The sequence below is a fragment of the Paenibacillus wynnii genome (assembly GCF_000757885.1).
GTDB classification, from domain to species: Bacteria; Bacillota; Bacilli; order Paenibacillales; family Paenibacillaceae; genus Paenibacillus_AQ; species Paenibacillus_AQ wynnii.
Genome location: NZ_JQCR01000002.1, coordinates 2,641,472 through 2,668,329, shown reverse-complemented (window position 1 = coordinate 2,668,329; position 26,858 = coordinate 2,641,472). Strand labels below are relative to the sequence as shown.

Annotated in this window: 19 protein-coding genes; 1 reads left to right on the top strand and 18 read right to left on the bottom strand. The window is 40.3% G+C overall.

The genetic code is table 11. The features are described from left to right. Positions 1-282: 282 nt before the first annotated feature. From PWYN_RS14480 to PWYN_RS14415, 14 genes are all read right to left on the bottom strand, one after another. The gene (locus PWYN_RS14480; RefSeq protein ID WP_036652810.1) at positions 283-1,689 is read right to left on the bottom strand and encodes an undecaprenyl-phosphate glucose phosphotransferase; all 1,407 of its coding nucleotides are present in this window, start codon (positions 1,687-1,689) and stop codon (positions 283-285) included. Continuing rightward, entirely contained in the window at positions 1,686-2,585 is a 900-nt protein-coding gene (locus PWYN_RS14475; protein ID WP_052088015.1) for a glycosyltransferase family 2 protein, read from the bottom strand. Before PWYN_RS14475 ends, PWYN_RS14480 begins: the two co-directional genes overlap by 4 nt. A 184-nt stretch (positions 2,586-2,769) precedes the next feature. Next, a complete protein-coding gene (locus PWYN_RS14470) occupies positions 2,770-3,729 on the bottom strand; it encodes a glycosyltransferase family 2 protein (RefSeq protein WP_036652802.1) in 960 nt (319 codons plus the stop codon). 116 nt (positions 3,730-3,845) lie between these two features. Next, entirely contained in the window at positions 3,846-4,709 is an 864-nt protein-coding gene (gene rfbD, locus PWYN_RS14465; protein ID WP_036653872.1) for a dTDP-4-dehydrorhamnose reductase, read from the bottom strand. An 8-nt stretch (positions 4,710-4,717) separates the two neighbouring features. Then, on the bottom strand, positions 4,718-5,740 hold the full coding sequence (rfbB, locus tag PWYN_RS14460; RefSeq protein ID WP_036652800.1) for a dTDP-glucose 4,6-dehydratase: 1,023 nt from the start codon (positions 5,738-5,740) through the stop codon (positions 4,718-4,720). Positions 5,741-5,783: 43 nt separating this feature from the next. Continuing rightward, the gene (gene rfbC / locus PWYN_RS14455) at positions 5,784-6,335 is read right to left on the bottom strand and encodes a dTDP-4-dehydrorhamnose 3,5-epimerase (RefSeq protein WP_036652799.1); all 552 of its coding nucleotides are present in this window, start codon (positions 6,333-6,335) and stop codon (positions 5,784-5,786) included. Between the two features lie 22 nt (positions 6,336-6,357). Next, entirely contained in the window at positions 6,358-7,101 is a 744-nt protein-coding gene (locus PWYN_RS14450) for a sugar phosphate nucleotidyltransferase (protein WP_036652795.1), read from the bottom strand. Positions 7,102-7,119: 18 nt separating this feature from the next. Then, positions 7,120-8,040, bottom strand: coding sequence for a glycosyltransferase family 2 protein (locus PWYN_RS14445; protein ID WP_036652792.1), 921 nt, complete (start codon positions 8,038-8,040; stop codon positions 7,120-7,122). A gap of 360 nt (positions 8,041-8,400) precedes the next feature. Further along, positions 8,401-9,543 (bottom strand): acyltransferase family protein, encoded by a 1,143-nt coding sequence (locus PWYN_RS14440; RefSeq protein WP_036652790.1) that lies wholly within the window; start codon positions 9,541-9,543, stop codon positions 8,401-8,403. Between the two features lie 31 nt (positions 9,544-9,574). Then, positions 9,575-11,893: a glycosyltransferase gene (locus PWYN_RS14435; protein ID WP_036652788.1), complete on the bottom strand. Its 2,319-nt coding sequence runs from the start codon at positions 11,891-11,893 to the stop codon at positions 9,575-9,577. Between the two features lie 5 nt (positions 11,894-11,898). Further along, the gene (locus tag PWYN_RS14430; protein ID WP_036652785.1) at positions 11,899-13,446 is read right to left on the bottom strand and encodes a hypothetical protein; all 1,548 of its coding nucleotides are present in this window, start codon (positions 13,444-13,446) and stop codon (positions 11,899-11,901) included. Further along, a complete protein-coding gene (locus tag PWYN_RS14425; protein WP_036652782.1) occupies positions 13,446-14,441 on the bottom strand; it encodes a class I SAM-dependent methyltransferase in 996 nt (331 codons plus the stop codon). The genes PWYN_RS14430 and PWYN_RS14425 overlap by 1 nt, the downstream gene beginning before the upstream one ends. A 4-nt stretch (positions 14,442-14,445) precedes the next feature. Next, a complete protein-coding gene (locus tag PWYN_RS14420; protein WP_052087957.1) occupies positions 14,446-15,756 on the bottom strand; it encodes an ABC transporter ATP-binding protein in 1,311 nt (436 codons plus the stop codon). Next, on the bottom strand, positions 15,753-16,556 hold the full coding sequence (locus PWYN_RS14415) for an ABC transporter permease (protein WP_036652779.1): 804 nt from the start codon (positions 16,554-16,556) through the stop codon (positions 15,753-15,755). The genes PWYN_RS14420 and PWYN_RS14415 overlap by 4 nt, the downstream gene beginning before the upstream one ends. A 96-nt stretch (positions 16,557-16,652) precedes the next feature. On the opposite strand from PWYN_RS14415, the gene PWYN_RS14410 reads away from it, so the two are divergent. Further along, entirely contained in the window at positions 16,653-19,448 is a 2,796-nt protein-coding gene (locus tag PWYN_RS14410; protein ID WP_036652776.1) for an O-antigen ligase family protein, read from the top strand. Positions 19,449-19,555: 107 nt separating this feature from the next. On the opposite strand, the gene galU is transcribed toward PWYN_RS14410, so the two are convergent. The 4 genes from galU to PWYN_RS14390 all read right to left on the bottom strand — a co-directional run bounded on the left by galU (position 19,556) and on the right by PWYN_RS14390 (position 26,843). Next, complete coding sequence (galU, locus tag PWYN_RS14405) at positions 19,556-20,452, bottom strand: UTP--glucose-1-phosphate uridylyltransferase GalU (RefSeq protein ID WP_036652774.1); 897 nt, start codon at positions 20,450-20,452, stop codon at positions 19,556-19,558. Positions 20,453-20,656: 204 nt separating this feature from the next. After that, positions 20,657-23,209 carry a U32 family peptidase gene (locus PWYN_RS14400; protein ID WP_036652772.1) on the bottom strand — a complete coding sequence of 851 codons (2,553 nt, stop codon included), beginning with the start codon at positions 23,207-23,209 and terminating at the stop codon, positions 20,657-20,659. A gap of 272 nt (positions 23,210-23,481) precedes the next feature. Continuing rightward, on the bottom strand, positions 23,482-24,147 hold the full coding sequence (locus PWYN_RS14395; RefSeq protein ID WP_036652770.1) for a PDDEXK family nuclease: 666 nt from the start codon (positions 24,145-24,147) through the stop codon (positions 23,482-23,484). Positions 24,148-24,929: 782 nt separating this feature from the next. Next, positions 24,930-26,843: a stalk domain-containing protein gene (locus PWYN_RS14390; protein WP_036652768.1), complete on the bottom strand. Its 1,914-nt coding sequence runs from the start codon at positions 26,841-26,843 to the stop codon at positions 24,930-24,932. Between the last annotated feature and the right edge of the window lie 15 nt (positions 26,844-26,858).

Below are 26,858 nucleotides of genomic sequence, written 5' to 3'. Positions count from 1 at the left end.
CGAAGGCAAAACGGGGATCTTTTAACCAAAGTCAGGCCACCATGTACGATAAAGAATTAATAAGGGCTCAATCTTAAAATCAGAGGTTGACTTTACGAGCGAACAGAGCGGAGGGTCGGAGGGATTCTGGAGAAACGGCAGTGTTCGCCTTTAAAGCCCGATTTTCAACCTATAAATCATTTTACAATCAAGAAATCAGGCTTTAACAGCGATCGCAAGAACCCTCCGAACCCGTAGCGGTTTGTTTCACAAACGGTCAACCACTTTTTTTGGTTTTGATCCTTAATAGGCGTTATTATTCTTAAACCCATTACGGATCGTTTTGAAGATAATACGAATATCGAACAGCAGCGACCAATTCTCAATATAGAAAATGTCATGCTTAATCCGGTCTTCAATAGAGGTGTCACCGCGCAACCCATTGCTCTGAGCCCAGCCTGTAATACCAGGACGAACATGATGCTTAACCATATACTTGGGAATTTCACCGCGGAACTGCTGAACATAGAAGGGACGCTCCGGCCGGGGCCCTACGACGCTCATTTGCCCCATCAAGACATTAAAGAACTGTGGCAGCTCATCTAGACTAGTCTTGCGAATAAAGGTGCCAAATCGAGTTCTGCGTGGGTCCTCCGGTGTTGACCAGCCTGTATCCTCTTCGCCATCCTGCTGCATCTTCATAGAGCGGAATTTATACATCATGAACGAGCGTCGATTCAAGCCGACTCGCTCCTGCTTAAAAATAACCGCTCCTGCCGAGGTCAAACGCACACCCAAAGCAACAAATAACATCACCGGAGACATCATGATAATGGCGAATAAAGAGAATATAATATCAAATAATCGCTTCGCCATTTTATTACCAGCCATATCCAGTGGAATATCACGCACATTAATCATAGGCATACCTGCAAAGTTATCAAAGTAGGGTCTAGCTGGCAGATAATCAAAGAAATCGGGAATAATTAGTGTACGTACCCCAGCCTTTTCACAAGCGGCAATAATAGATGGGTATTTGGAATGGGCATCCAGCGGAAGAGCTAATATCACCTCATCCACAGGCAGCATCTCAAGCATCCCGGACAACTGATCGACCGTTCCCAGAATTGGCTTATAACGATGTTCTTCAATCCCGTCCCAAGTAAGGTAATCATCCAGAAAACCTATGGCTTCATATCCCAATTCCGGATACTGTTCCAGATTATTATAGAATCTTTTACCGAGTGTACCTGCACCAAGAATTAGAACATATTGGCGGTTGAAGCCTTTTTCACGCAAGGATTTGAGCATCGTCTTCACCACATATCGATATAACATAATCGACAGCAGTAAGAATCCCATATAAAGGGCTAGGTAAGCCCGGGAAATGTCTATTTCTTTTACAAAAAACATCAGACCGAGCAGGAAAAAGATAGACATAATGTGCACTTGAAAGATCTTTAAAAATTCATCAACAAAACGTTTCTTGCGCTTAGGTAAATAAAGGGACAGGACAATACCAATCATCACTGAAATGCCACCATATATAAGACTCCAATAGGCGTAAGACTCTACGGGCAGCGGATTCACAAAATGCATCCAACCGCTTTTGAACTTGAGCCACCAGGCTGCCAGAAAGGACATCTGAATGACCAGAAAGTCTGCGACCATATAAATCTGTGTTAAGAACCTTTGATTACGGCGAATCATAATCTCACCTCTGTGTTTGATTCATTCCGGGAATCGGCTTGCCCGATAGTAGAAAGGCTCTGTGACGGAAGAGGTACCTGTCTTGGAAAGGTTAATGCATTTCGCAAAAGGGAGATCGCAAACTTTACTCCAACTCCTGCATATACTGCTCCATTAATCATACTGTTGTACTGCTTACTATAATGCTTCCTATGAAATAAAATCATTGCTCTGTGGAATTCGTAAACGATCTTGAACGGTCTGCGTCTGGCACTGCCGCCCTTCAAATGAATTATGGTCGTCTGCGGATAATAATAAATGCCCCAGCCGGCTTCTTTAATGCGGAAGCACCAATCCAAATCCTCACCGTACATGAAGAAATTCTCGTCCAGCCCACCTACTTGCTCGATCGTCTCCCGCCGGAGCAGCATGAACGCACCCACCAGACAATCTACGGGGTAATCCAGATCAGGATCCAGATAACCCAACTGGTAGCCATTGAACCTCGGACGATCCGGGAAAAGCCTGCTGAATCCAAAAGCATAATAAAAGGAAGCCGCCGGTGTAGGAAAACCTCTTTTACACGCTTTGTCCAGCGACCCGTCCGGCAAAATAATTTTACAACCAGAAGCCCCGAGATCCGGCCTTCCGTCCATTAAGGCAACCATCGTCTCAAGTGTATCCTTCCGCACTACCGTATCTGAATTCAGCAGCAGCACATAACGTCCAGAGACAATCTCTATTCCCTGATTATTGGCACGGGCAAATCCGGTATTTTCTTCATTCGCAATCAATATAACACCTGGATACTCTGTGCTGATCATCTCTACCGATTCATCTCGAGAATTATTATCTATTAAAACAATCTCATAGGAGTAATTCGTATCCGATTCATAAACCGACCTTAGGCAATCCATCGTCAGGCGGCATGTGTTGTAATTGACGATAATTATACTGACATCTACATTCAATGCATTACTCTCCTGACAAAATAGTAATCTATCGACAATAATTATAACACAATCTCCCCCTGAGAGGAGTGACCTTTTCAGGGGGAGATTACCAGATGTCAACCATTATGTGAGGATGAGATACTGTTATTTATTGATTTTTTCCCGCTGCCCTAGCTTGTATATATTTCCGTTTTCTCTTAAGTGCAGGACTTTGCGCAAAAAATGATTTCCACGCTTTGATTAATCCCGGTTCCTTGAGCAACATATAGCCGTGGGCAGCCATTTCATAAGGTATTGATATGATTAACGTCATGAATAAAGTTCGCAGCTGCTCGTTTTTATATATCATCTTATATCTATTAATATATGAAATTCGACGAATGAACATAGGCTTACTATCTCGACCTGACGCTTTCCATCCACGCTCATGGTATCCCACGGCTTCCCCATCAAAAAATCCCTGCCATCCTAGCAATTGCGCTCGCCAAGCCACGTCCACGTCCTCTTTATAGGCAAAGAAATCACCGTCAAAAAACTCTCCCTCGACACTGATATCGTTAATCATACGCCGGGAGTACATTGCCGCTGCCCCAGATACGCCGAATACTGGACCTGACTCTCTCCAGTGATCAGAGGGCTCTCCAGCTCCACGATCAAAGGCCCTACGAGATCTGTTCATTCTCAGTCCTGTGCTGTCTACGATTTGATGATCTGCCTTCAGTAAAAGCTTTCCTGTTGCACTGCCTATTTGTGGGTCAGCCTCCATGCGATCTACAAGCCTAGACACATAGTCAGGATTAATAGTTAAGTCTGGGTTAAGCACTAGAATATAGTCCGTATTTGTAACGGAAATGGCCTGGTTGTGGGCAGGGGCGAAGCCGGTGTTGATTTGGTTTTGGATGAGGACAAGATGGGTTCCTTTGGAACCAGAGTTGTTGCTATTAAAGAAAACTTTTACTTTCTCCGCACATCCATCCGAAGAAGCATTATCAACAACTACGACTTGCTCTATCGGGTAGTCCTGCTCTAACACTGCAACTAGGCATTCTATGATGTCCTCTGCACTGTTATAGGTGACAATATGTATACTAACGGTTTTGTTTTTCATATATATTCCTCGAATTCATAGTTTCAATAACAGAACACAGCTTATAGCTCTATTATACAGAAAAGAGAAAAAAACTCCCGTACCGTTATTCACGATTCGAGAGTTCAGATTAAGTTTTAATCTTTTAGCTCTAACAAAAAATCCCTTAAACCTTCTCGCCAATGGCGAATATCCTGAAATCCGTTCGTCCGAATGGACAAATGCTCCATTACTGAGTTGCGCGGACGTGGAGCAGGGCGAGGAAACTGCTCTGTATCACATGGCTCAAGCTTGGCTGTGAAGTTCAAATCAAGGATATCTTGCGCCTCTTCAAAAATAGCACCCGTAAACTCGTACCAAGTACAGGCTCCGCTGTTGGAAGCGTGGTAAACACCGTATTTTTCGGTTTGAATAAGCTCTAATAGGAAATGTGCTAAATCTACTGTGTAGGTCGGCGAGCCTTTTTGGTCATCTACGACTTGAAGCAGTGGTTTTTCCTGACCAAGCTTCAGCATAGTCTTTACGAAATTGTTGCCATACTTGCCGTACACCCAAGAGGTGCGGACGATAAAATACCTGGATGATAGGCTTTGTGCCAATATCTCCCCGGCCCGTTTTGACTTACCGTATATGCTCTTCGGATCGGTGTTATCATACTCATGGTAGGCTTCAGTTCCCATCCCATCAAAAACATAATCTGTGCTGATATAAACCAGCTTAGATCCTACCTTTTCGGCAGCAAGCGCGACGTTCCGAGTTCCTGTAGCATTAATTAGATACGCCGCATCTATGTCGTTTTCGGCCGCATCTACCGCTGTATGGGCAGCGCAATGAATAACAGCGTCAGGAGCAAATCTACCAATAATGTCTACGCACTGATCCAGATTGGTTATATCCATCTCTTGACGATCGCAGCCAAGCACCTCATAGCCTTCCTGTTGCAGAAGTAAAACAACATCCTGCCCTAACTGTCCGGCTGAACCTGTAACGAGTACCTTCATCTTTGGCATTATAAGGAGTCCCCTAGACGACTACCATACTGCAGCTCAGCGTATTTCTGGTATTCGCCCGATTGAATGCGAGTCCACCATTCTTTATTATTCAGATACCATTGTATCGTCTCTTTTATACCTGTCTCGAAGGTGTGTTTCGGTTTCCAACCTAACTTGGTTGTCATTTTGGTTGGATCTATGCCGTAACGGCGATCATGACCAGGACGATCTTGGACATAAGTAATTAGTGAATCCGGTTTGCCCAGTTCCTGTAGAACAGTGTTCACGATATGCACATTGGTCCGTTCATTGTTACCACCGATATTATAGACTTCACCATTCACACCCTCATGAATAACAAGGTCAATAGCGCTGCAGTGATCCTCAACATATAACCAATCCCGAATGTTCATCCCATCGCCATACACCGGCAAGGCCTGATCCGCCAGAGCACGGGAAATCATAAGGGGAATCAACTTTTCAGGAAATTGGTATGGACCGTAATTGTTAGAGCAGCGAGTGATATTAACCGGCAGCCCAAAAGTTTCATGGTATGCACGTACGAGTAAATCCCCACCCGCTTTACTAGCAGAATACGGACTGTTCGGAGTTAGTGGGGTCTCTTCCGTAAATAAACCCGTAGCTCCCAGTGATCCATATACCTCATCCGTAGATACTTGAACAAACTTTGTTACACTATACTTCTTCGACGCATCCAACAGGACTTGCGTACCTAGCACATTCGTCTTCACAAACACTTCTGGCTCTAAAATACTCCGGTCCACATGAGATTCAGCCGCAAAGTTGACCACTACATCAATTCCTTGGCTGAACAGTGCATCCATCGCCTGTACATCGGTTATGTCAGCCTTTACGAAAGAATAATTAGGATTGTCTTCAATTGATTTCAGGTTCTCTAAATTCCCTGCATAGGTCAACGCATCTACGTTAACAATTTGGTATTTCGGATGCTGCTGCAGCATGTATATTACAAAGTTGCTGCCTATAAAGCCGGCTCCGCCGGTAACTAACAGTTTCATTTGTACGCCCACCTTTTTAATCAATAAATGGTATTACCTTCTGCTATACGTCAAAGTTCAGTTCAGCATCCTTTAATAATGGATGACGCTGATCTTTATCTGAAAGGATCGGTGTCGAAACCGGCCAATCTATAGCTAAAGCTGGATCATTCCATAATATGCCGCGATCATTCTCAGGGGAATAATATTCGTCCACTTTATACAACACTTGTGTGTTTGGAACTAAGGTGCAGAATCCGTGGGCGAAACCTTTTGGTACAAGCAACTGTCGTTTATTGTACTCGCTTAAAATAACACCAACCCATTGACCGAATGTTGGCGAATTACGACGGATATCAACAATAACATCATAGATAACACCGGACAGTACTCGAATTAATTTGGTTTGAGCTTTGGGATTTAACTGATAGTGCAGGCCACGAAGTACTCCAACTTCTGCGGAAAGAGATTGGTTGTCTTGGATGAAGTGGTTATTTATACCGAATCCGTGCATGATTTGTTCGTTGTAGCTTTCCATAAAATAGCCACGATTATCTCCATGGACGATTGGCTCCAGTATACTTGCACCCTGTAATTTAAGAGGAGTGACTTTCATAATATAGAGTTCCTCCCTATGCTTAGAGTTTTAATTTGCCGAATGCATCTCCAAAGTTCAATCCCTGTGATAACTCATTAGCCCGCGCTAATGAGGAATGCGTCCCTGCATCCGTCCACCAACCTTGAAGAATATCAAATGACAGTTCATTACGATTAATATATGCATTATTAACATCAGTGATTTCTAATTCACCTCGATTAGAGGGCTTTAGGGTTTTAACGATATCAAATACTTTATGATCAAACATATAAATACCCGTTACTGCATAATTAGATTTCGGTTGTTCTGGTTTTTCCACAATAGAGATAATCCGTTCTCCTTGAAGTTCAGGCACTCCGAATCGCTTAGGATCTTGAACTTCCTGAATTAGAATTTTGGCACCAATCTTCTGTTCTTGAAAGTTATGAACATAAGGAGTGATATCATCTTCAAATACATTATCCCCTAGGATAACTACCATTTGATCTTTACCAACAAAATGCTCAGCCAAATCAAGTGCCTGGGCAATGCCTCCAGCTTCATCCTGAACTTTATATGTAAAACACACGCCCATATCTCGACCACTACCTAGTAAATTAACTACGTCACCCATATGGTCTTTCCCTGTTACGATGAGAATGTCGTTAACCCCAGCTTGTTTGAGCTTAAAGACAGAGTGAAAAATCATAGGATATTTACCAACGGGAAGAAGGTGTTTATTAGTTACTTTGGTTAAGGGGAAGAGGCGCGAGCCTGTACCACCTGCTAAGATTATGCCTTTCATTCTAATCCCCCTAAACTTTTAGATATAACCAATTATTATTAAAATTTTAAACAGTAAATTTTCTTGAAACGTTTGTCTATATAACTCACTTCTTCTTAAATAATGAATACGTGAGATATAAGTTTTTCTTGGGCCCACAAATAAATTAAGTTGTCGTTTTTTTTCCTCTTCCAGTTCAAACCCATAACATTTAAGAAATTCTAATGCTTGATAATGCAATAATCTACTTCCTTTGTTTGTTTTATAACTTTTCAACTTTCTGAATACAACTTCTACTAATGTTTTATTTCCACCAATCAAATTATTTTGATGTTGTCGATAAAAAACAGATGGTTTTTCATCATATATAACTTCACCAAACGCTGAGATACATAAATAAGACCACCAATCATGCATAATAAGTTTATTCATAGTGGGCTGTTTAGAAATAAGTAACTCTCTCGCTAAATTGTTGATGGTTATAGTAGTGCCAACAGCTATATTCTCGATCAAAGCATTATAAAAAGATGCAGGTTTAGCAAGCTTTCCTGGCCATATCTTAATTTTCTGTAAATTAGAATCGGTCAGGTAGGTAGGTGAGAATACTAATATAGGTTTTCCTTCATCAGCCTCACGTATTTTTTTGATAGCAGATTCTAACTTGTGATCTAACCATACATCATCTTGATCACAAAAAGCATAATATGAACTATTACTATCCGCATTTCTCAGAAGTTGTAGGAAACTTTCAATAACTCCAATATTGGAACCTCTTATGAGGCATATTTTTTCTGGATATTTATCTAAATACCTCTCAATATATTTAACAGTATTATCATTTGAACCATCATCCCGTATTAATAATTTCACATTTTTATAAGTTTGTGAAAGAATACTTTCAATTTGATCGACAATATATCTCTGCCCATTAAAAGTTGATAATAAGACTTGAATATTCATTCTATTAGCACCCTTTAGTTTTCATCGCAAAAATTTTTGGAGATAGAATCCTAAGCAAAAGCCCAATAGCGGTTTAAGAAGTGAGAAGCCGAAAAAGCTAACTAAAAATATAAAGCATAAGTTAAATAAATCCCCGCTCCTATTCTACTTCTTTTGCTATATTCCCTTAGATATCTCCATAATTATATTCGACATTTAATAATATAAATATGTAGAATTCAAAGATGGCTTAATCTAACGTATTTTCATAATTCTCCGCTTTTGGATGCATAATTATCGAAAATATTTTAATTATTATTAATACATTATTATATAGTTCTTGAACCAGAAAAAAAGATGCATAGTATTATAACTGTGATTTTACATTTTTGCTAGTTCATTTTTCAACTTGATACCCCCTACCTTCAGATTCAATGCTCTTTTTTCAATTAAGTGCCAAGATAGAAAAGACACTATAAATGTTAATAAGAAATTCACTAAAAAATAAGTAGTAATATTTAAATCATCATGCCAAAAATAAACTACAAGCTGTTGTATAGGAAATGCATATATATACATTCCATAAGAGAAATCTCCGTACTTCCTGAATTTAGAAAATTTAAAATTCACAGCTACATATATTAAAGCGTAAGGTAAAACAAATATTAAAGTATAATTTATAACCCCTGCGATTACACTCAAAAAAGCAATTATCACGGTGAGCAGAAAAAATTTGAAATTCAAGAAAATCTCTTTCTTATATAAATATAATAGGGAGCCCACCAAAAAGTATGGGGCAAGCTGTATAAAGGAGTTATATTCACTACTGCTTAATACCCAGTAAATATCTCCCTTCAAGTTCAGTGGATTATAGTTCTTCTTTATATTCAAAAAACTTAATAATACAGTGATACCAGTAGCTAGCATAAAAATACTTTTAAATCTTAGAAAGAAGAAATAACCCAAAATAGGTAATATTAAATACATTGCGAACTCATGTTTTAGGGTCCATAGAGATCCATTAACAGAACTCGGAAAAGGTACATTGCTAAATAGATCACGAATTGTCCAAGCATACCCATTAATATTCATCAATATATTTTTCAAAACAAAAGAATAAGGACTATTTGGCTTAGAAGAAAAATAATCAGCCCATTCAAGGTTAGTAATCAATGGTCCAACAATAAAAGACATCACGAAAAGTGATACAAAAAAAGCAGGAAAAATTCGGAGTGCTCTATTTTTAAAATAATGGGTTAACGATTGGCTCCCTACTAAACTTTGCATGATCAAAAAACCACTAACTATAAAAAAACTTTTTACTGCCAAAGATCCCCCAGATAATTGATTTTGTGTAATGAGTTCAAACATATCTCCACCATTCCCAGGTCCCCTAAAAAGAATAAAAGAGTGAGAATATATAACTAATACGGAGAAAATGAAACGAATTACATCAAATGAGTTGTTTCTCTTGTCATACAATTCTTCTATGGTTGATAGTCTTTCATTTCCTCCAAATATCATTAGTTACACCTATTTCTTCTGGTAGTATTAATTATCTTTTCTTCATACTGTTTTTCAATCTTAATATTATATATATACCTTTTTTCCCTAGTTTTAGAGCGAATCTATTCCTTGTACGCAAAATCGTTAATACCTTCCATCCAATCGTTGCTTTCATGGCTATTAATTCAGCTTCTAAAGATTGAATATGATTATTGTATTGACCTATTGATTCGGATGAATCGGATATTGGATGATAATATTTAAGAGAGCCCATTAAACTATGATTATCAAATCCATTATTGTATCTTTCATACTGAAGAGATGAATATCCTTCATATAATTGATGATATTGTTCAATCATTTCAGACTGTGTTTTTATTCTAGTTCTTTTAATACTATTCTTTATATCCAAGTACTCTGTTTCATTATTAATAACCTGGTTCAACTTACTGATTACATCTTCTAATGATAATGAATCAGCAACCCATCCTCCGCCGGCCTTCTCAACTCTTTCTTTAAGCGCACCTACGGGAGTAACTATAACAGGAATTCCATGATTCCAAGCTTCCGTAAGTGTGTACGAATACGTCTCTGGCCATGGAGAGAGTAAACATATTATATCTAAGTTAATATTTTTAATTATCTCGCTTAAATTTTCTCTTGCATAGGGTCCATGCTTTTGGACATTGTTCTGGTTAAGCAAGTTGAGTTTTTGATCTCCTAACCCTCCAATAAGATGCCAATTCACCTTGTTCTTTGGAAATTTAGTAACTAGTTGATAAATTAAATCGCTGCCTTTATTTGGTGATAATCCTCCAAGAAACCCTATATTCCATGACTTACTATTGCATTCATGATCTACTTTATTCAATTCCACTCTCAAAATACCATGCTCAATAGCTATTAGTTTATCTTTAATTGAATTAAATTCTTCTTCAAACATCGTCTTTGTGAATTCAGAAGGAGTAACGAATAAATCCACACGGGACATCATGCTTTCTACTTCTTCTTTCCATTTATTGATGAAGGTAGTATGAAATCCATATGTTTCTCTAAGACAAGAGCTACACTTATCTTGAGATCTCACATCTTTACAATACTCATTATTAACATCTAGAAGATTGACTCTAGGGCAAAATAAATAATAATCATGAAGACTGAAAATAGTTTTGATTCCATATTTACTAGCAATATAAGGAACGTCAAACGTATGTCTAATTAAATGATGTATATGAATAATACTAATCTCGAAAGAATTAATTATCTTCTCGACAATGTCACTATATTCCCTGTGGTGAAAATGCTGTAGAGTGATTGGTTCCTCTAACGGGAAATTATATTTAGACAACATTTTACCTTTAAAATATTGTTTCAATACAATTTCATGCCCATTTGTTACTAATACATAGGCAAAAAAGTCATCAAGCCCCTCAACTATATCCTTCACATGATATTCCGTCCCACCAATGGGTTGAGTATAACTTTCGTCAAAGAAATTATGGAGTACAAATAATAAATTTCCCTTAGTTTCATGAGAATCAACATAAGAATTTAATCGCAAATTTATATTTTCATGTATTACTTTCAAAGGATTTCTAGTTATAAATTCATGTATATTTCTATCATAATAAGGATATTTTTTGTTTAATGTTTTTAAATTCTTTTTTAGAAGTGCAAGTTTCTCACCCTGGAAAGACATAGAACCCTTATGAAAAATAAAAGTGTGATCATCTAATATATTCTTATATCCATGCTCGATAACTCGACAACAAAAATCATTTTCTTCTCCGTATCCTTTACCAAAATTCTCTTGGTCAAATAGACCAACTTCACTAATTACATTTCTCTTAATAAACATACAAAACCCGACTGCGGTAGGAATCTCGAAATATTTTCTTAATGAGGTCCTCTCAATAAATTCTGCAAAAGAGTCTATAGTGTAACCTAAAGGAATTGGGTTATCTTCTAAGAAATGAGGTATAGAGCATATGCTTCCATTATTTGTGAGAGGGGTGACGGTAGCTATAGATGGGTCAGAGTATGCAACTTCAATTATTTTATCCAACCAATTCTTTGTTACTATTGTGTCGCTATTCAACAAAACAATATCATTCGTAGAGGATGACATTCCTCTATTAACCGTACCAACGAACCCAAGATTTTCATCATTCTGGAGAATTATGATTTGTTCACTTTGGTTTATTGTACCCAAATATTTATTTACTAGTGGATCTGGGCTACAATCATTTATAATAATAATTCTGTTATTGGATAAGTTAGTATGAAGTAATAATGAGTTGATACATTCTTCAAGTTCTAAAGCTGCATTATAGACGGGAATTACAACATCACATGCCTTTTCAAGCATTTTTTTCACCTTTTTCTAATTTTTTTCACTATTTTTATAAGTTCATTTTTGGTTGTATTTTGTACCTGCTGTACCCTTGATTTCTTGTAGAATTGCAATTCAAGTTCTAATTTATGCAACTGATCATTCTGAATAGCAATTTCTTGATGGCAATTCGCGATATAATTCAAATTCGCTTCAAGTTGATTTTCTTTTTCTTTAATTGTTTGATGACACTCTGCGATATACTTCACATTGTCTTTAAGTTGATTGTCCTTTTCCTCAATTACTTTGTGGCATTTGGAAATATAATCTATATTTTTCTCGAGTTGGCTATCCTTTTCTTTAATTGCTTGATGGCATTCGGAAATATACTCCACATTTTTTTCAAGTTGGCTATCCTTTTCTTTAATTGCTTGGTGACACTCTGCAATATACGAGATGTTATGATCTAGCTGTTTATCTTTTTCCTTAATCACAGATTTATATCTTGTTAATTCATTATACTGTTCTGAAGAACTACTGTTATTATATGAGTTGATATTTATATCCACATTATTAATTATATTAAGAGATAAATTTATTAAATTACTACTCTGTTCTATAAATTTCTTATCAATAAAATTGGTTTCATCAATTTGTAATTGAACATTCGATAAAAGAAATAAGATCATATATTCAAAAAATATTTTATCGCAGTATTTATCACCATCAATTGTTTTATTAAAAAAACCCTCAATTAATTTGTTAAATTTCTCATTTTTTTTAAAAAAATCATAGAAATTTTCTTCATAGGACTGATAGTTACAAATACCTAGTTCGTACAACATATAAGAGTAATAAAATATATACCGATAAGGATCTAAAAAACCATGTTTTGATAGGTTACTGAATTCAAAGTCTATTAGAGAAAAACTGTTGTTGTCTTTTAATATATTCGATGGCGTAAAATCAAAATGAACTAATTTGCTAGATTTCTCTTTTTCATTGTAACTCTCAATTATTGTATTGATTTGTTTAATATGCACGTTAGAGAGATCCAATAATTCATACAAAGCGTTTACTTCTTTTATAGCTCTGTCAAAATATGAATTATTAGTACATTCTGAGTCTCTTAATGGGGAATTAAGTACTTTTAATAATACAGCTGTTTTTTCAAAATCATCGGAGATATCATCTAAAATTTCATCAATGGAGCTTATACTTAGCTTATTTACTTTTTTCTGCATTACTTTTTTCAACGAGGTGCCATTTCTATATTGTTCGAATGCTACGATCCTCCCATTAATCTCAACAAGATCAAGGGGATCTGGTGATATCGCACATTCTTTCAGAACATGAAGAAAACGATTTTCCTGAGTTATTTTTCCTACCTCACCATCTCTTGTTCTCATGAACTTACTAACTATTGAAGGCTGTGATTCATTATTTTTAAAAATAAGCAACGTGCATTTGCCATGCGTTATTTTTTTTCCTTGTGGATTTGAAATTAGTAACATTTGAAGATTAACAGGTTTTGTATCAAAAAATCTATCCCAATTTACATCTAGATAATCCTTAATTTGCGGAATCATTATTTATCAGTCTCCTTACGAGCAACAATACTATATGAAGCAGGAAAGGGTTCTAAATTCCCGTAATCATTGAGTACTTTCTCCAAATCATTAACACGTTCGTTTATTGAATCATTAGGCTTAGTATTTCGAATTGATTCCACTACAAAATCAGAAACATTTGAATCTCCCAAGTTTTGTAGCATTTCAATCTTTTTATAATCTGGGCGAGGATAGTAGTATTCAATTTCATCGAATCCGGCATTTTTGAGAAGATTATGATATCCCTCTTTAGAATACGTGTAGGTTTTGTAAGGGCGCATATTGTGTTTTTGACTCAGACTATTAGCTTCTTCCCTATCTAAATAACTAATATATTTGATATTAGTATGATCATCCGGTTCTCCTAAGAAATATTTAAGTCCTTGAGCATTCTCAATCCCTATATACAGATATCCACCTTTTTTTAATAAACCATAGGCTATCTTCAGCGCTTCCAATTGCTTTTGCATCGGATCTGCATCATCTCCAACACCTACCCACTCAAGGACACCATTGAAAGATACAATATCGAATTGCTCTTTTTTGAATGGATGCTGAAATACATCTGCATGAACAACGGTTATATTTTCTATTTTATCTTGTAATGCTCTTAATGCTAGAAACTCTAGTCTGTCAATTGTTCCGTCAAGAGCTACAACATGTTTTATATTTCTTGCTAAAGGTATTGATATGGTGCCCCATCCAGCTCCAATATCTAAAGCAATGGAATTATGATCAAGTGGGAGAAGATACTGCCAATCCGCTCTTGATTCATCAGAAATAATGTCTAAAAGAAACTTGTTATCTGAGAATTCCTCAAATATCGTCTTTCTCCATCCATGAATACGTGAACTTGCAATTATGTTTTTCATTTTTTCCTGATCGAGATCAGAATAGTAATGTAGACTTTCAGAGAAGTCAATTATTCCATTTCTAATTGAGTGTTTGCTATCATCTTTGAAAAATGTTCTCATTTTATCACTCCACGTTTGCAATTGTAGTTTCTACAACAACAGAAACATCAACATTTGGATCAACAAGGCCTGTAGCCTTTTTAGTTTCTGTTACCTTAAATGTTAGTACGTCATATCTGCGATCCATTACAATGATATTATCATTTACTAATTCGATAAACCCCAGCGAAACTACGTAGTCTCCCGCATTCAGAGCTATTTTTTGAGTGAATTTAATACTTAACACATCTCCTTGTTCTCTATCAAGAAGATCAATGTTTTCATAACTAGTATTAGTTCCTGTTACCTCAACTCCTGATATCGTCTTAACCGTATAAGCAGCTAAAGAAGAAGGAGTATATTTACCATACTTGATTTGCATAATTACAGTAATTTTTTCTCCTTGATTAAATATCCTCGATATGTTCCCTACTTCTCCGAGTAATTTAAAGGATATTATTTTCCCTTCACCATTTCCATAACGAAATTCAGAAGATATACTCTGCTCTGGTTGGATTTCGGCAATTTCAGTTTCTGAATTTTGGATATTTTCTCCGATTGATTCTTTATCCGTTATTATCTCTTTTAGTCCCATGTTTTCTTCCATGTCAGCTATAAGTTTTGTGTAGACATTTATAACATCATTAGGATGGCCCTGAGTAATTAAATCACCTTTATAAATTAATACTGCTTCATCACAGAATTGCTTTACCAACCCAAGGCTGTGAGTAACGAATAGTATTGTTATTCCCTTTTCTTTCATTTCCTCAAATTTACGAAAACACTTTCTTTGAAAACTTTCATCTCCTACTGCCAATGCTTCATCAACAATTAAGATGTCCGGTTCTACATTAATAGCTACTGCAAAAGCAAGTCGTACAAACATGCCACTACTATATGTTTTAACAGCACGGTTAATAAAGTTTCCTATTTGAGCAAAGTTAATAATGTCATCAATTTTTTTATCGATCTCAACCTTTTCCACTCCTAAAATCGAGGCGTACAAATAAATATTTTCTATTCCTGTATACTCCGGATTAAAACCCGCACCTAGTTCCAATAATGCAGAAATTCTTCCTTTCACTTTTACTGAACCCCGTGAAGGTTGAAGAATCCCAGTAATAATTTGCAGTAATGTACTTTTCCCTGAACCATTGGGACCCACAATACCATATGTGCGTCCTCTAAGAACATTAAAAGAAATATCTTTTAATGCATGAATTTCCTGATGAGACTTCTTCAAATTAAACATTTCTGCCAGTCTATGATAAGGCTTTTCATAGACTTTGTAGGTCTTACTTACTTTGTCTATTTCAACTGCAAAATCGTTTATCATATTACATCAACAAATCCTTTTTTTGTTTTTTGAAATATAAATTGACCTAACATAAATAGAACTATTGCAAAACAATATAAATATATTAATTCTAAATCCCCTATAATCTCACCTTTAAATAAGCTAAGTCTTATACCCTGTATAACATGAATTAACGGATTCCAAAAAAACCATCCCCTCGCTTGCTGGGGGATAACATTAAGTGGGTATATAATAGCACTTGCATAAAAGATAATATTAAGAACAACACTAATAATTTGTCCTAAATCTCTAAAAAATACATTCAGGCTTGAACATAACCAGCTAAACCCTAAAGTCATCAACATTAGAGGAATAATATAAATGAAAATAGACAGAAAAGAGGCTATGGATATATGTCCCCCCGTAATAAATATCCCACAGATCAAAATAAAAAAGCCAATCAGAAAATTTACTAAATTAGAAAATAGAAGAGAGACTGGTAAAACCTCAGATGGAAAAACCGTCTTTTTTATCAAGTTGGCATTATCAAACACTATAGATGTAGAGCGGCTTATAGTTTCAGCAAAAAATATCCAAGGAAGTAATCCAGCAAAAAGCCAAATAGTAAAGTTATCAGTCCCAAATTCAAGACCCACTCTCATATTAAGCATCCAAGAGTAAACTAGAGAGTATACAGCAAGGGTAGATAATGGATGAATTACTGACCACAAAAAGCCTATTGCAGATCCAGCATATCTAGTTTTCAAGTCTTTTATCATAAAATTTTTAATCAAATACCTATGTGAAACAATGCTTTGTAAGGTTGTTCGTAAAAACATTTTATGTCGCTTCTTTCGTTTTAGTTTATAGAACTGGCTCACTCTACCTTCATATGCTAAAATATCCTCGTACCTACAGAAAAAGGAGATCATAACGTGTCGAAACCAGTATACGGTAAAAATGCTTTACAGTCGAGAAATGTTGAAAAGATACCTAGTGCTATATGGGCTCTGGTTATCGCTTTTATTCTATTTTTATTATGGACCCCGTTTCAGGTAGGATTGTTTAATGGACTGTTGATAGACTTCGAGAAACCTTTATATGTGTCAGCAATGCTTGGTGCTCTGATGTTGCTAGTATGGATCGGCTTGTATTATAAGAAGTTCCAGCTTTTAGAGCAGCGTGATGTACTGGCAGTAGCCGCACTTTTGCTTCCGGTCACCTATGCCTTATCACTTTTTGTCGCTGTATCGCGCTATATGGCGATGGATATGCTGTTCATTCAGAGTATGTATGCAGCAGTTTTCATTATAACGTTATATCTCTTTAAGCAAAAGCAACTAAATGTTGTCATTCAAAATGCTCTGCTTGCTATAGCTTATTTCATAGTAGGCTTCGGACTCCTGAATTGGCTTGGATCATGGAGGCTGGCTGGCGGTTTGGTGGGTTGGTTCTCTAATACTGTGCAGAATGGCAAGTATTTGGACGCTGTGATGACCGACTCTAATGGTTTAAGGCTCACTTCCATCTTTCAATATGCGAATACATATGCCGCTTTTCTAATGGCTTTTCTGTTTGTTGCTGTTTTCGCACTGATTCGCTCTCGTAAATGGTACGGAACACTTACACATGGTTTTATGCTTGTACCTATTATAGTATCGATTTTATTAACGTTATCCCGTGGTGGACTCGTGTTACTCCCAGTGGTATTTATACTGCTGTTGTTATTCCTGAAGCCGGCACAGCAAATCCTATGGATTGTGCATCTCGCTATCGCAGGTATTACGTCTCTTCTAATTACAAATCCAATAACTACTCTAGGAATAGAGCTGAATACCAAATTCACCTCTTCTGCTGCATTTAAGGGCTGGGGTTTCTTATTGGGAGCCTCACTGATTGTGGCCGGTCTGGGCTGGGTTATTCAGCGTTATGCTGCACCTTGGCTGGAAAAGAAACTTGGCAGTTGGGAATCCCGCAAATTAACAGGACTATGGATTCCACTCGGTTCTGTTGTTTTGATAGGATTGGTAGCTTTTCTGTTCGTGGGCACTAGTGCCCGGGCGATCTTACCAGCCAACATGGAAACACGCTTAGAAAATATCAATTTCAAACAGCACAGCGTATTAGAACGATTTACTTTCTACAAAGATGCACTGAAGGTTGTAAAGGATTATCCTGTTCTGGGAGCAGGGGGCGGCGGTTGGTCCTCACTCTATGAGCATTATCAGAACAATCCGTATACCAGCCGCCAAGTTCATAACTTCTTCCTTCAGTATTTAGTTGAAGTTGGGATTTTGGGATTTATCGTATTTATGAGTTTCATTCTATATATTTTCTATAAATACATTCGTGCTTACATCAAGCGGGACAAGGATGAATATCAGAATGGCTTCTTTTATCTCATCATCGCCTTATCTATTCTTGTTCATAGTTTACTGGATTTCAATATGAGCTACGCGTTTATGGGTATATTGGTTTTCCTGGGCCTCGCCGGAATGGCGGCTGTCATGGAAAGCAAGCCTTTACGCAAAGGTTGGAATAAAGCCGGAGTTCGCCTGGGGTATTTAGGTGTACTTGCAGCCTGTACTGTATTCATACTGTTCCTGTCGATTACTTACATCGGATCGAGCAATTCCGCTGTTAAGGCCAAACAGTTGCTTCCAGTAAGTCAATCTTATGAAGAGATCAAGGCACCCTTGATGGAAGTATTGAAGACCCGTCCTAACCATCCTGAAGCCGCCATTTATCTATCGTCTCTGGACCAGCAGGTATTTAGCCAAAACAAGGATGAACAGTTCCTTACTGAAGCTGAAAGTGTGCTGACAAGAGCATTAGAGGATGAACCGTATAACAAAAATCTCTTAAAACAATTGGTTAGCAATTATGATTTGAAGGGTCAAAGTGACAAAGCTTATGAGATATTCCGAGATAATACGGATAAGTTCAATTGGGATATTCAATGGTATGAGGATTTGATTAGCCGTTCCTATGCTTTAGGTCATGAAGCTTTTGTTCAAAAGGACGAAGTGAAGCAGAAGGAATACTTCAAAACAGCACTTGACGCCTATAACCATGTCGTTGCTGGCGTGGAACATTTAAAGACACTCCCGACTGAACAAATGCAGGGACGTCCTTTCTCGATTACGCCTAACATTGCATTAAATATCGGTAAAATTCAGATGATATCAGGAGACCCCGAGGCAGCCAAGGCTACCTTAAAACTTGGTTTCAATGATAATTATGCAGATATAATAAACAGTAATAACCTCTGGGAGGTAGATTGGTATGGCACTATTATCAGTCGCTCCTACGATCTGGCTCAAGCAGCTTACACACAAACTCCGGATGTAACCCTGCGAGCTGGTAATATGCAACCAAGCCTTACTATCGGACTCCAAGCGTACAGCCATGTTCTGATGGATATAGAATATATGAAAACTCTATCTGCTGAGGAATTAAAAGGACGCTCACTCACCGTTACTCCAGGGATAGCGTTGAACGCTGGCAAGATACAGTACTTGTCTAAACAACTTTCAGCGGCAACAGCTACGCTGCATAGTGGCTTAACCGAAGATTATTCAGATGCTACTAATCAGGAAATTGCACGCTGGTACTTAGCTTCACTGATAAAGAGCAATACGGTACAAGATCAAGCCGTTTATAACCGGCTTATTGCGGCTGATCCAACAGCAACAACAAAAATCGATGAAATCATAGCAATGCAGTTCTAAGAATTAGCTGAGGCTAATAGAACAACTTAAAGAGCGACTCCCAGCAAGTAATTGGGGATCGCTCTTTTTATAATGCTAATGGTTTTCCCACATATAAAATAAGTTCGTTACTGTTCTAGTAGGCTGCTTTTTTCCATTTCACTCTCTACAATCTCTTTCAGGTAGCGCAACAGGTCTTCTTTAAGCTCCCCACGTTGGAGTGCATAGTGGATAGTAGTTCGAATGAAGCCCATTTTCTCTCCTACATCATGACGCTTACCCTCAAAGTTATAGGCGATAATCCGCTCTACCTCACTAAGACGGGCAATGGCATCGGTAAGCTGAATTTCTCCGCCTACACCTACCTGCTGTTCACCAAGCATATCGAAAATACGCGGTGTTAAGATGTAGCGTCCGAGTATCGCCAGATTGGATGGTGCATCCTCTCTTTTCGGCTTTTCTACGAGACGATTGGCTTTATAGACACGTTCCGCCAATTCAGTACCGTCTACCACACCATAACGGGATACTTCTTCCCACGGAACAGGTTGAACACCAACAATTGAAGATTTATATTCGTCATATACATCTATCATTTGTTTCAGGCAGGGCGTATCCGCTTCAACAATGTCATCTCCAAGCAAAACAGCAAAGGGTTCATTACCTATGAATTTACGTGCGCACCAAATGGCATGTCCCAAGCCCTTCGGTTCTTTTTGCCGGATGTAGTGAATGTCCGCCATTTCAGATGACTTGCGTACAGAGTCCAGCAGCTCCCACTTTTGCTTCTCCGCCAGACCGAACTCCAGCTCAAAGGAAGTATCAAAGTGGTCTTCGATAGCCCGCTTTCCTTTTCCTGTAACGATAATAATATCTTCGATGCCTGAAGCAACGGCTTCCTCTACAATATACTGAATCGTCGGCTTATCTACGATTGGCAGCATTTCTTTGGGCATTGCTTTGGTTGCAGGTAGAAAGCGAGTACCCAATCCTGCAGCAGGAATAATAGCTTTGCGAATTTTCATGGCATATGCTCCTTTTTATGTATTTGTTCCGGTTCCACACCTTATCTATGAAAAGGGGAATAATAGCCTTAATTATAGCAGTTTCTGATGGTATTTGGGAAATAGTTGAATGGGTTATACCCATTGATAAAAAACGGGCAAGGAAAGGGATTGCTCCCTTTGCCCTGCCCGTTAATCTAATAATGGAAATATTAAAGTTGCTGTCTACTTGGCGTTTACCAATTGGCCGCGTGTAACGCCGAGTTGGTTGGTAGCCTTCAAGCTTTTCCATACTTGAGTGCCGGAAATCTCACCGCGAAGCGCACGGCTGTAGAGGCTGAGAACTTCTGCTACCTGCTCCGGTGTCTCCTCCAGAAACTCGACACGGAAGGAAGTCACTCCCAGTTCACGGAAGTTATTAAGATATTCAGCGCCTGACTGTTCAACGGCATTGTAAACCGTGTTACGGCAGCCTTCATCCACACGGACGGGATGGGACATCCCGATGCGATCTTGAAGCGAAACCCGCTGATCTTCACAAGGACGGCCGCAGTTGGTAAAGTCAGTTCCTTCACTTAAGAATGTGCAGTATACACAATGCTCCGTATGGAACATCGGCAGATGCTGGTGGATTACAATCTCCATACGCGACGTGTCACTATGGTCTAACAGATCCACCATCTGCTGAATGTTCAGATCGTAGGAAGGTGTTACAAGGTCACAGCCTGCCTCTAGGAACAATGCTACTGCTTTGTGGTTAGCGATATTCAAGGAGAAATCGCCAATGATTCGCGGATGAACGGCATCCGGCTGTTCCATCCGGCGGCGAAGGTAGTAATACAATGCTCCGGTATTACGCACCAGCACAGCATCCGGCTGCAGACGCAGAATATTAGCGTGATAGCCATTCTCGCCCGGCATATGGATACGCGGCGTTGCCAGCGTAATGCTGGCGCCAGCCGCCCGTACAGCGTCCACCGCTGCCGGGAACTGCTTGATAAACTCGAAGTCGGCGTAGATGTTCGTCACGCCGGCGTCAAGAGCAGCCTGCACCTGCGGCAGGCTGCGGCACAGCGCGGTAAGCTCCGCTTCACCGCGCACACCTGCGCCGTCCCGCTTCGCAGGGACGGCAACCCCAGCGGCGCCCCTCGGGGCGGCGTCGCTGTAGACCTCGACCGCCCGTTTCACGTACACGGGCGGTTTCGGGCGCTCGCCCGCAAGCAGCTCCACCGCGCGGCGGCGGATGCTGTTGAGCTCGCGCATGGGCACAATCACGTCGCCTTCCAGGTGCGACTCCATAGCGCCAAGCTGGAAGACGGTCCCGCCGAGGCGGCCGAATTGTTCTTCCAGCAGCGCAGCATCCATCGGGCGCTTCTGCGCGGTTTCCAGCGGAAGCTCCGAGTCTACACGGACGGTTACGCCCTTTTGCGTGTCCGTCCACCAGGTCGAGAGCGGCTCACCAACGCGGCCCTCGACCTTAATGTTAACCGGGAATACCCGGTACGGCTTCTCCGTCTCGTAGGTTTGACGCAGCGCTTTGTCGAGCGCCGGATCATTAGTCTTCCAGATACGGTCTCCGACATGAAGACGGCGCAGATCCACATCGTTACGGCCTGCAACGATATCGATAATCCAGCCTTCACCAGCCTCACCCTCCAGCTTTACACCTTTACGGCGCAAATCGTAGACACGTCCGCCTTCTTCTTTTTTCGTAGGATCGCCAGCATCAAAAACAATACCATCCCCACGCTTAAGCGGTGCATGAATGCGGCAGACTACGCCGTCTCGAAGGATTTGCTCCACCGTACCCAGATAGACGCCCCGGCTTTTCGGGAATGTACCGTCCACGAGCTTCTTGTGATTCGTTCCACCCAGGAATCCATGTGTAAATCCCCGAGAAAAACTCTGCTGCAGCTCTCGCACTTCTTCCTTGGACGGCTCCGACCAAACACCGTCAAAATAACGGTCAATCGCCTTCCGATATTTCCCCACTACATTAGCTACATATTCCGGGCTCTTAAGACGCCCCTCGATTTTAAAAGAAGTGACCCCTGCCTCAATCAGCTCGGGCATCAGATCAATGGCAGCCAAATCCTTAGGAGACAGCAAATAAGTTACATCCCCCATCGGCTTAACGACTCCGTCCACCATTAGGTCATAAGGGAGGCGGCAGGCTTGAGCGCATTCACCACGGTTAGCAGAACGTCCGCCCCACATTTCCGAGGTCAGACATTGACCCGAATAAGAAACACACAAAGCCCCATGCACGAATACTTCCATCGGCAGGCGGGCTTGTTCGCCAATCGTCTTGATTTGTTTTAGGTTATTTTCACGTCCGAGAACTACACGTTCTAATCCGAAAGGTTTCGTAAATTCTACCGCCTCCGGGGAAGTAATCGTCATTTGTGTTGAACCATGAATCGGAAAATCCGGGGAAATCTCGCGAATCATCTTCACCAGACCCAAGTCCTGCACAATAACCGCATCAACTCCGGCATCCACACAAGCATCGATTAGCTCCTTAGCCTCTGTCAACTCATTCTCGAACACTAATATATTAAAGGTTAAAAACCCTTTTACTCCATAACTGTGCAAAAACGCCATGATTTCCGGCAGCTCGTCCATGCGAAAATTATTCGCTCTGGCCCGTGCATTAAACTTCTCCACGCCAAAAAAGACCGCGTCTGCTCCATTCGCTACCGCCGCACGCATACAGTCCCAATCGCCTGCCGGAGCTAACAGCTCCACGTCTTCTCTGCGTATGTCTTGCTCTGTCATCTATATCCTCCCAAACCGCTGCAATAGCGGATCTTTTCATCGTCTTTAACTTATCTATTGTATCAAATATCACATCTGTACGCCATGTGTTTACCAACATTTATATAGAAAAAGTCGATATACGCAGATACAAAGTATGTTTTAACCGGATTCCCAGACTATAGGGTACTACTTACTTACTTGGAACAACGGAATTGTGTTAATTTCACAGCAGGAGCCCACAGATATTTCCCAATAGAACCCCTGCTTTACTGCTTTATTATTTTACTTTCTCAGAATAATCTCTCCGCTAGCCCCTCAACAGGCTCGTAGTAACAAGTGTATTTATTTTTGATTAAAGGCTGCAGCATTCCCTTATGTACCAAGCCCTGCAACCATTTGCGGGCAGTTCGAAAATTAACCCTATAATGAACCATAATATCTTTGGTTCGGATCGGCTTCCCCAAATTCCAAGCTAAACGTATAACCTCTTTCTCTAAAGGAGAGGTCGATTCTGCTGAGAGGATTCTTAAGTACGAGGGACCAATAACCATCTGCAAAAGCATGCGGCAAATCTCAGGACGCTTCTGCACATCATCAAATGAAAAGTGAATAATCTTCCATCCCATTCCAGTCAAAAAAGTATCCCGATTCAATGAGTAACTAAATCTTTCCCGGTCCATATCCTTTATGTGGCTTTGAAAACCGTCACACTCCAGTCCGAAACGACCATAGGGCGTGATATAAGCAAAATCAAGAAATTGCGACTTGCGGTTCCAATCATACACCTCGTATTCCGGATGCAAATGATCCAGGTTCCCGAACAGCGGCCACCATACATTCTTAAGCAGCAGGTTTTCCGCATGCTGATGCCCTCTAAGCAACCGTCCTTTTCTCTCTCCCGATCTATCGTTTAAGTGGCGCTCCATCCATAATAGATGCTGTTGCTCGAAGTCCATGAGTATCATCCTTTTCATGTTTTGGTTTTCTTCTAAAAAAAGACTAAAGTTACTTTAGGTGTGCAGCAATTCCTGCACTTTGTACAACAATCCACCTCACTAGGCCCCACTCACACCCCAATTCCTGCACTTTGTACAATAATCCAGCACTCTAGACCGCACATACCCCCCATTTCCTGCAATTTATACAACAATCAGCTCACTAGGCCCCCCACACACCCCAATTCCTGCACTTTCTGCAACAATTCAGATCACTAGGCCCCGCTAACACACCATTTCCTGCACTTTCTGCAACAATTCAGCTCACTAGGCCCCGCTCACACACCAATTCCTGCACTTTCTACAACAACTCAGCACCCGAGGCCCCGCACACACACCAATTCCTGTACTTTCTGCAACAATTCAGCTCACTAGGCCCCGCACACACACCAATTCCTGCACTTTGTACAACAATCCAGCACTCTAGACCGCACATACACCCCAATTCCTGCACTTTCTGCAACAATTCACCTCACCTGGCCCCACTCACACCCCATTTCCTGCACTTTCTGCAACAATTCAGCACTCGAGACAGCACATGGATCGTTTAAGTGCTTAGAGTGTCCTAAGTACCATGAATCCGAGGCGTATGGAGCCTAATACCAGCTAATCAACATGGCGGCGGAGGTGTTTTTACATAAAAAAAAGAACGTCCTCTGCCGACTGGCATAAAGGACGTTCTTCGTCAAAAACAATTATAACATTGCATGAATTAGAGCAATAGTCTTATGTCTTAAATAGTCTTACTTTGTACCCGTAAACCGGAACGACTGCAGCGTTTGCTCCAGAAGCTGCTGCTGCACAGGTGTGGCATTAGCATCATTTAGCGTTACAGTGAGTGTATAGACCACATCTTTTTTACTGAAAACTGTAGTTTTAATTACATAAGGAATAGCGCCCTTCGTCTGATGCACGGTGATTACTGTTGCCGGCCCACCCGCGAATGTCGTTTCCTCAACACTCTCGATGATCGGGCCTTTGGGATCATTATTTTTGTTCTGATAATAATCCTTAAGCTGGTTAACAGTAAACTCCATGAATCCCTCAGGACTTAAAGAAAGCTGGAAACGGCCGCCAGTGAATCGGTACTCTACATTTTGCGTCTCAAAAATATCCTGATATGGCGCCCACAGCAGCGGGATGTCGATTACATAGCCGAAGGTTTTGGATATTTTGGTCACAGCCTTATTCTTAAGCGATAGATAAGAGTCCTCCGCTAACCGCCCAAAGTTCTCCTTGATGGTCTCAAAATCAATCTTCATAGAAGAAACCATGGCATTAAACTTGGCTTTCTCGTCTTCATGTCCCGCGGATGCTACAAACTTCCCATAATAGCGATAGCCGTTTTTGAGAAGAAGCATTTGATATTCCGTCGTCCAGCCATTTCCATAGTTGTACTGCACTTCATTAATTTGCGCCTGAACACCGGATATGTTTATGAAGAAGCTACCTTTGTTCAAATAGGCATCCGGCACAAAGCTGTCTGCAGCCTGGCTTTTCAGTTCCTCCCCCCAGCTTGCCAGTGAAGAACCTGAGGGTGCCGAGCTTACTTTTAGCTGAAAATAACTCCCATCCTTACTTTCATAATAAAGATGCTGGTCATCCTTGCTCCAATCGGCCGGAATCTGTAGAGAAATGCCATAATCCCTATTGAGAGCAGTTCGGGAGCCCTCTTTTACTGTGGAGAGGTCCCTGATCGATCGGTCTTTAGCATTAAAGGACGGCTGAAATGAATTCAACAGTCCAGCATATTTGGCAAAATCCTTATAATTCATCGCATTATCATCCGTCAAATAGAGTTCATATAATCTGCCGTTCGCATAATATTGACGACCTTCCCACAAGGCTCCGCTGGAATCCTTGCTCACTACTCGCGCATAAGGAATCATTGCCTCCGGAAAGGTCCCACGGTCAAGTATGGTCTCACCGCTTTCTTCTGAGCTGCGAACCAACTGATCCAGCATTTCATCCACATCCGCCTTAACCTCAAGAAGGGTAGCATGTATCTCCAGATAGTAGAGGTTCTCCGAGCTCATGAACGTGGCTACATTCTCATCCCCGCCGCTGTCCCCTACAATAAGACCGGATGGGTAATTCATGCTCCACTCGTAGTAGCTGTTGCCAACCTTGGTTTTACCCACACCACTATCTATCCCATCATTTTTAGGACTCCGGCTATCCGCTAAAGGCGCTGCCATACTCACCACAATCGTACCCTTGCTGCCCGAGGAAATACCCGCCCCAATTACTCCCGCTACAAAACGCAGGGGGACCATCAGCACACCGGAAACCATCCGAGGAGGCGCATCGAGTTTTACCTTCACGCCGTCCTTCCATGCGGTTTGGCTGCCAATCGTCATTGCACCGGTATGCGGACCGAACATAACTTTAACCACATCATTTAGTTCAAGAGTGACTGTGCTGCCGAAAGTCTTTTTAAATACACCCAGAGGTACCATTACCGCACCCTTTTCGGTGAAAGGCTTCACAATCTTGATCGTCTTTCCGTTCACGGTTGCGTTCGTACTACCCACCTTTAGAAGCAGCTCCAAGTTATCCTTCGCCGCTGCTTGAACAGTGGTGATCGGTATAAGTGCCAACAGAAGCAGCATCGCCAGCACTGTATGCAGTCCCCGGGTTAAGCTTAATTTCCTCATCCTTTATTTCCCCCT

Bases quoted from the DNA above. Each gene is read 5' to 3' on its own strand.
- PWYN_RS14430 (WP_036652785.1), bottom strand. From the start codon at position 13,446: ATGATTCCGCAAATTAAGGATTATCTAGATGTAAATTGGGATAGATTT.
- PWYN_RS14480 (WP_036652810.1), bottom strand. From the start codon at position 1,689: ATGATTCGCCGTAATCAAAGGTTCTTAACACAGATTTATATGGTCGCA.
- galU (WP_036652774.1), bottom strand. From the start codon at position 20,452: ATGAAAATTCGCAAAGCTATTATTCCTGCTGCAGGATTGGGTACTCGC.
- rfbB (WP_036652800.1), bottom strand. From the start codon at position 5,740: ATGAAACTGTTAGTTACCGGCGGAGCCGGCTTTATAGGCAGCAACTTT.
- PWYN_RS14425 (WP_036652782.1), bottom strand. From the start codon at position 14,441: ATGAGAACATTTTTCAAAGATGATAGCAAACACTCAATTAGAAATGGA.
- PWYN_RS14445 (WP_036652792.1), bottom strand. From the start codon at position 8,040: ATGAATATTCAAGTCTTATTATCAACTTTTAATGGGCAGAGATATATT.
- rfbC (WP_036652799.1), bottom strand. From the start codon at position 6,335: ATGAAAGTCACTCCTCTTAAATTACAGGGTGCAAGTATACTGGAGCCA.
- PWYN_RS14420 (WP_052087957.1), bottom strand. From the start codon at position 15,756: ATGATAAACGATTTTGCAGTTGAAATAGACAAAGTAAGTAAGACCTAC.
- PWYN_RS14435 (WP_036652788.1), bottom strand. From the start codon at position 11,893: ATGCTTGAAAAGGCATGTGATGTTGTAATTCCCGTCTATAATGCAGCT.
- PWYN_RS14450 (WP_036652795.1), bottom strand. From the start codon at position 7,101: ATGAAAGGCATAATCTTAGCAGGTGGTACAGGCTCGCGCCTCTTCCCC.
- PWYN_RS14415 (WP_036652779.1), bottom strand. From the start codon at position 16,556: ATGTTTTTACGAACAACCTTACAAAGCATTGTTTCACATAGGTATTTG.
- PWYN_RS14395 (WP_036652770.1), bottom strand. From the start codon at position 24,147: ATGGACTTCGAGCAACAGCATCTATTATGGATGGAGCGCCACTTAAAC.
- PWYN_RS14390 (WP_036652768.1), bottom strand. From the start codon at position 26,843: ATGAGGAAATTAAGCTTAACCCGGGGACTGCATACAGTGCTGGCGATG.
- PWYN_RS14470 (WP_036652802.1), bottom strand. From the start codon at position 3,729: ATGAAAAACAAAACCGTTAGTATACATATTGTCACCTATAACAGTGCA.
- PWYN_RS14400 (WP_036652772.1), bottom strand. From the start codon at position 23,209: ATGACAGAGCAAGACATACGCAGAGAAGACGTGGAGCTGTTAGCTCCG.
- PWYN_RS14475 (WP_052088015.1), bottom strand. From the start codon at position 2,585: ATGGATTGCCTAAGGTCGGTTTATGAATCGGATACGAATTACTCCTAT.
- PWYN_RS14440 (WP_036652790.1), bottom strand. From the start codon at position 9,543: ATGATATTTGGAGGAAATGAAAGACTATCAACCATAGAAGAATTGTAT.
- rfbD (WP_036653872.1), bottom strand. From the start codon at position 4,709: ATGAAGGTACTCGTTACAGGTTCAGCCGGACAGTTAGGGCAGGATGTT.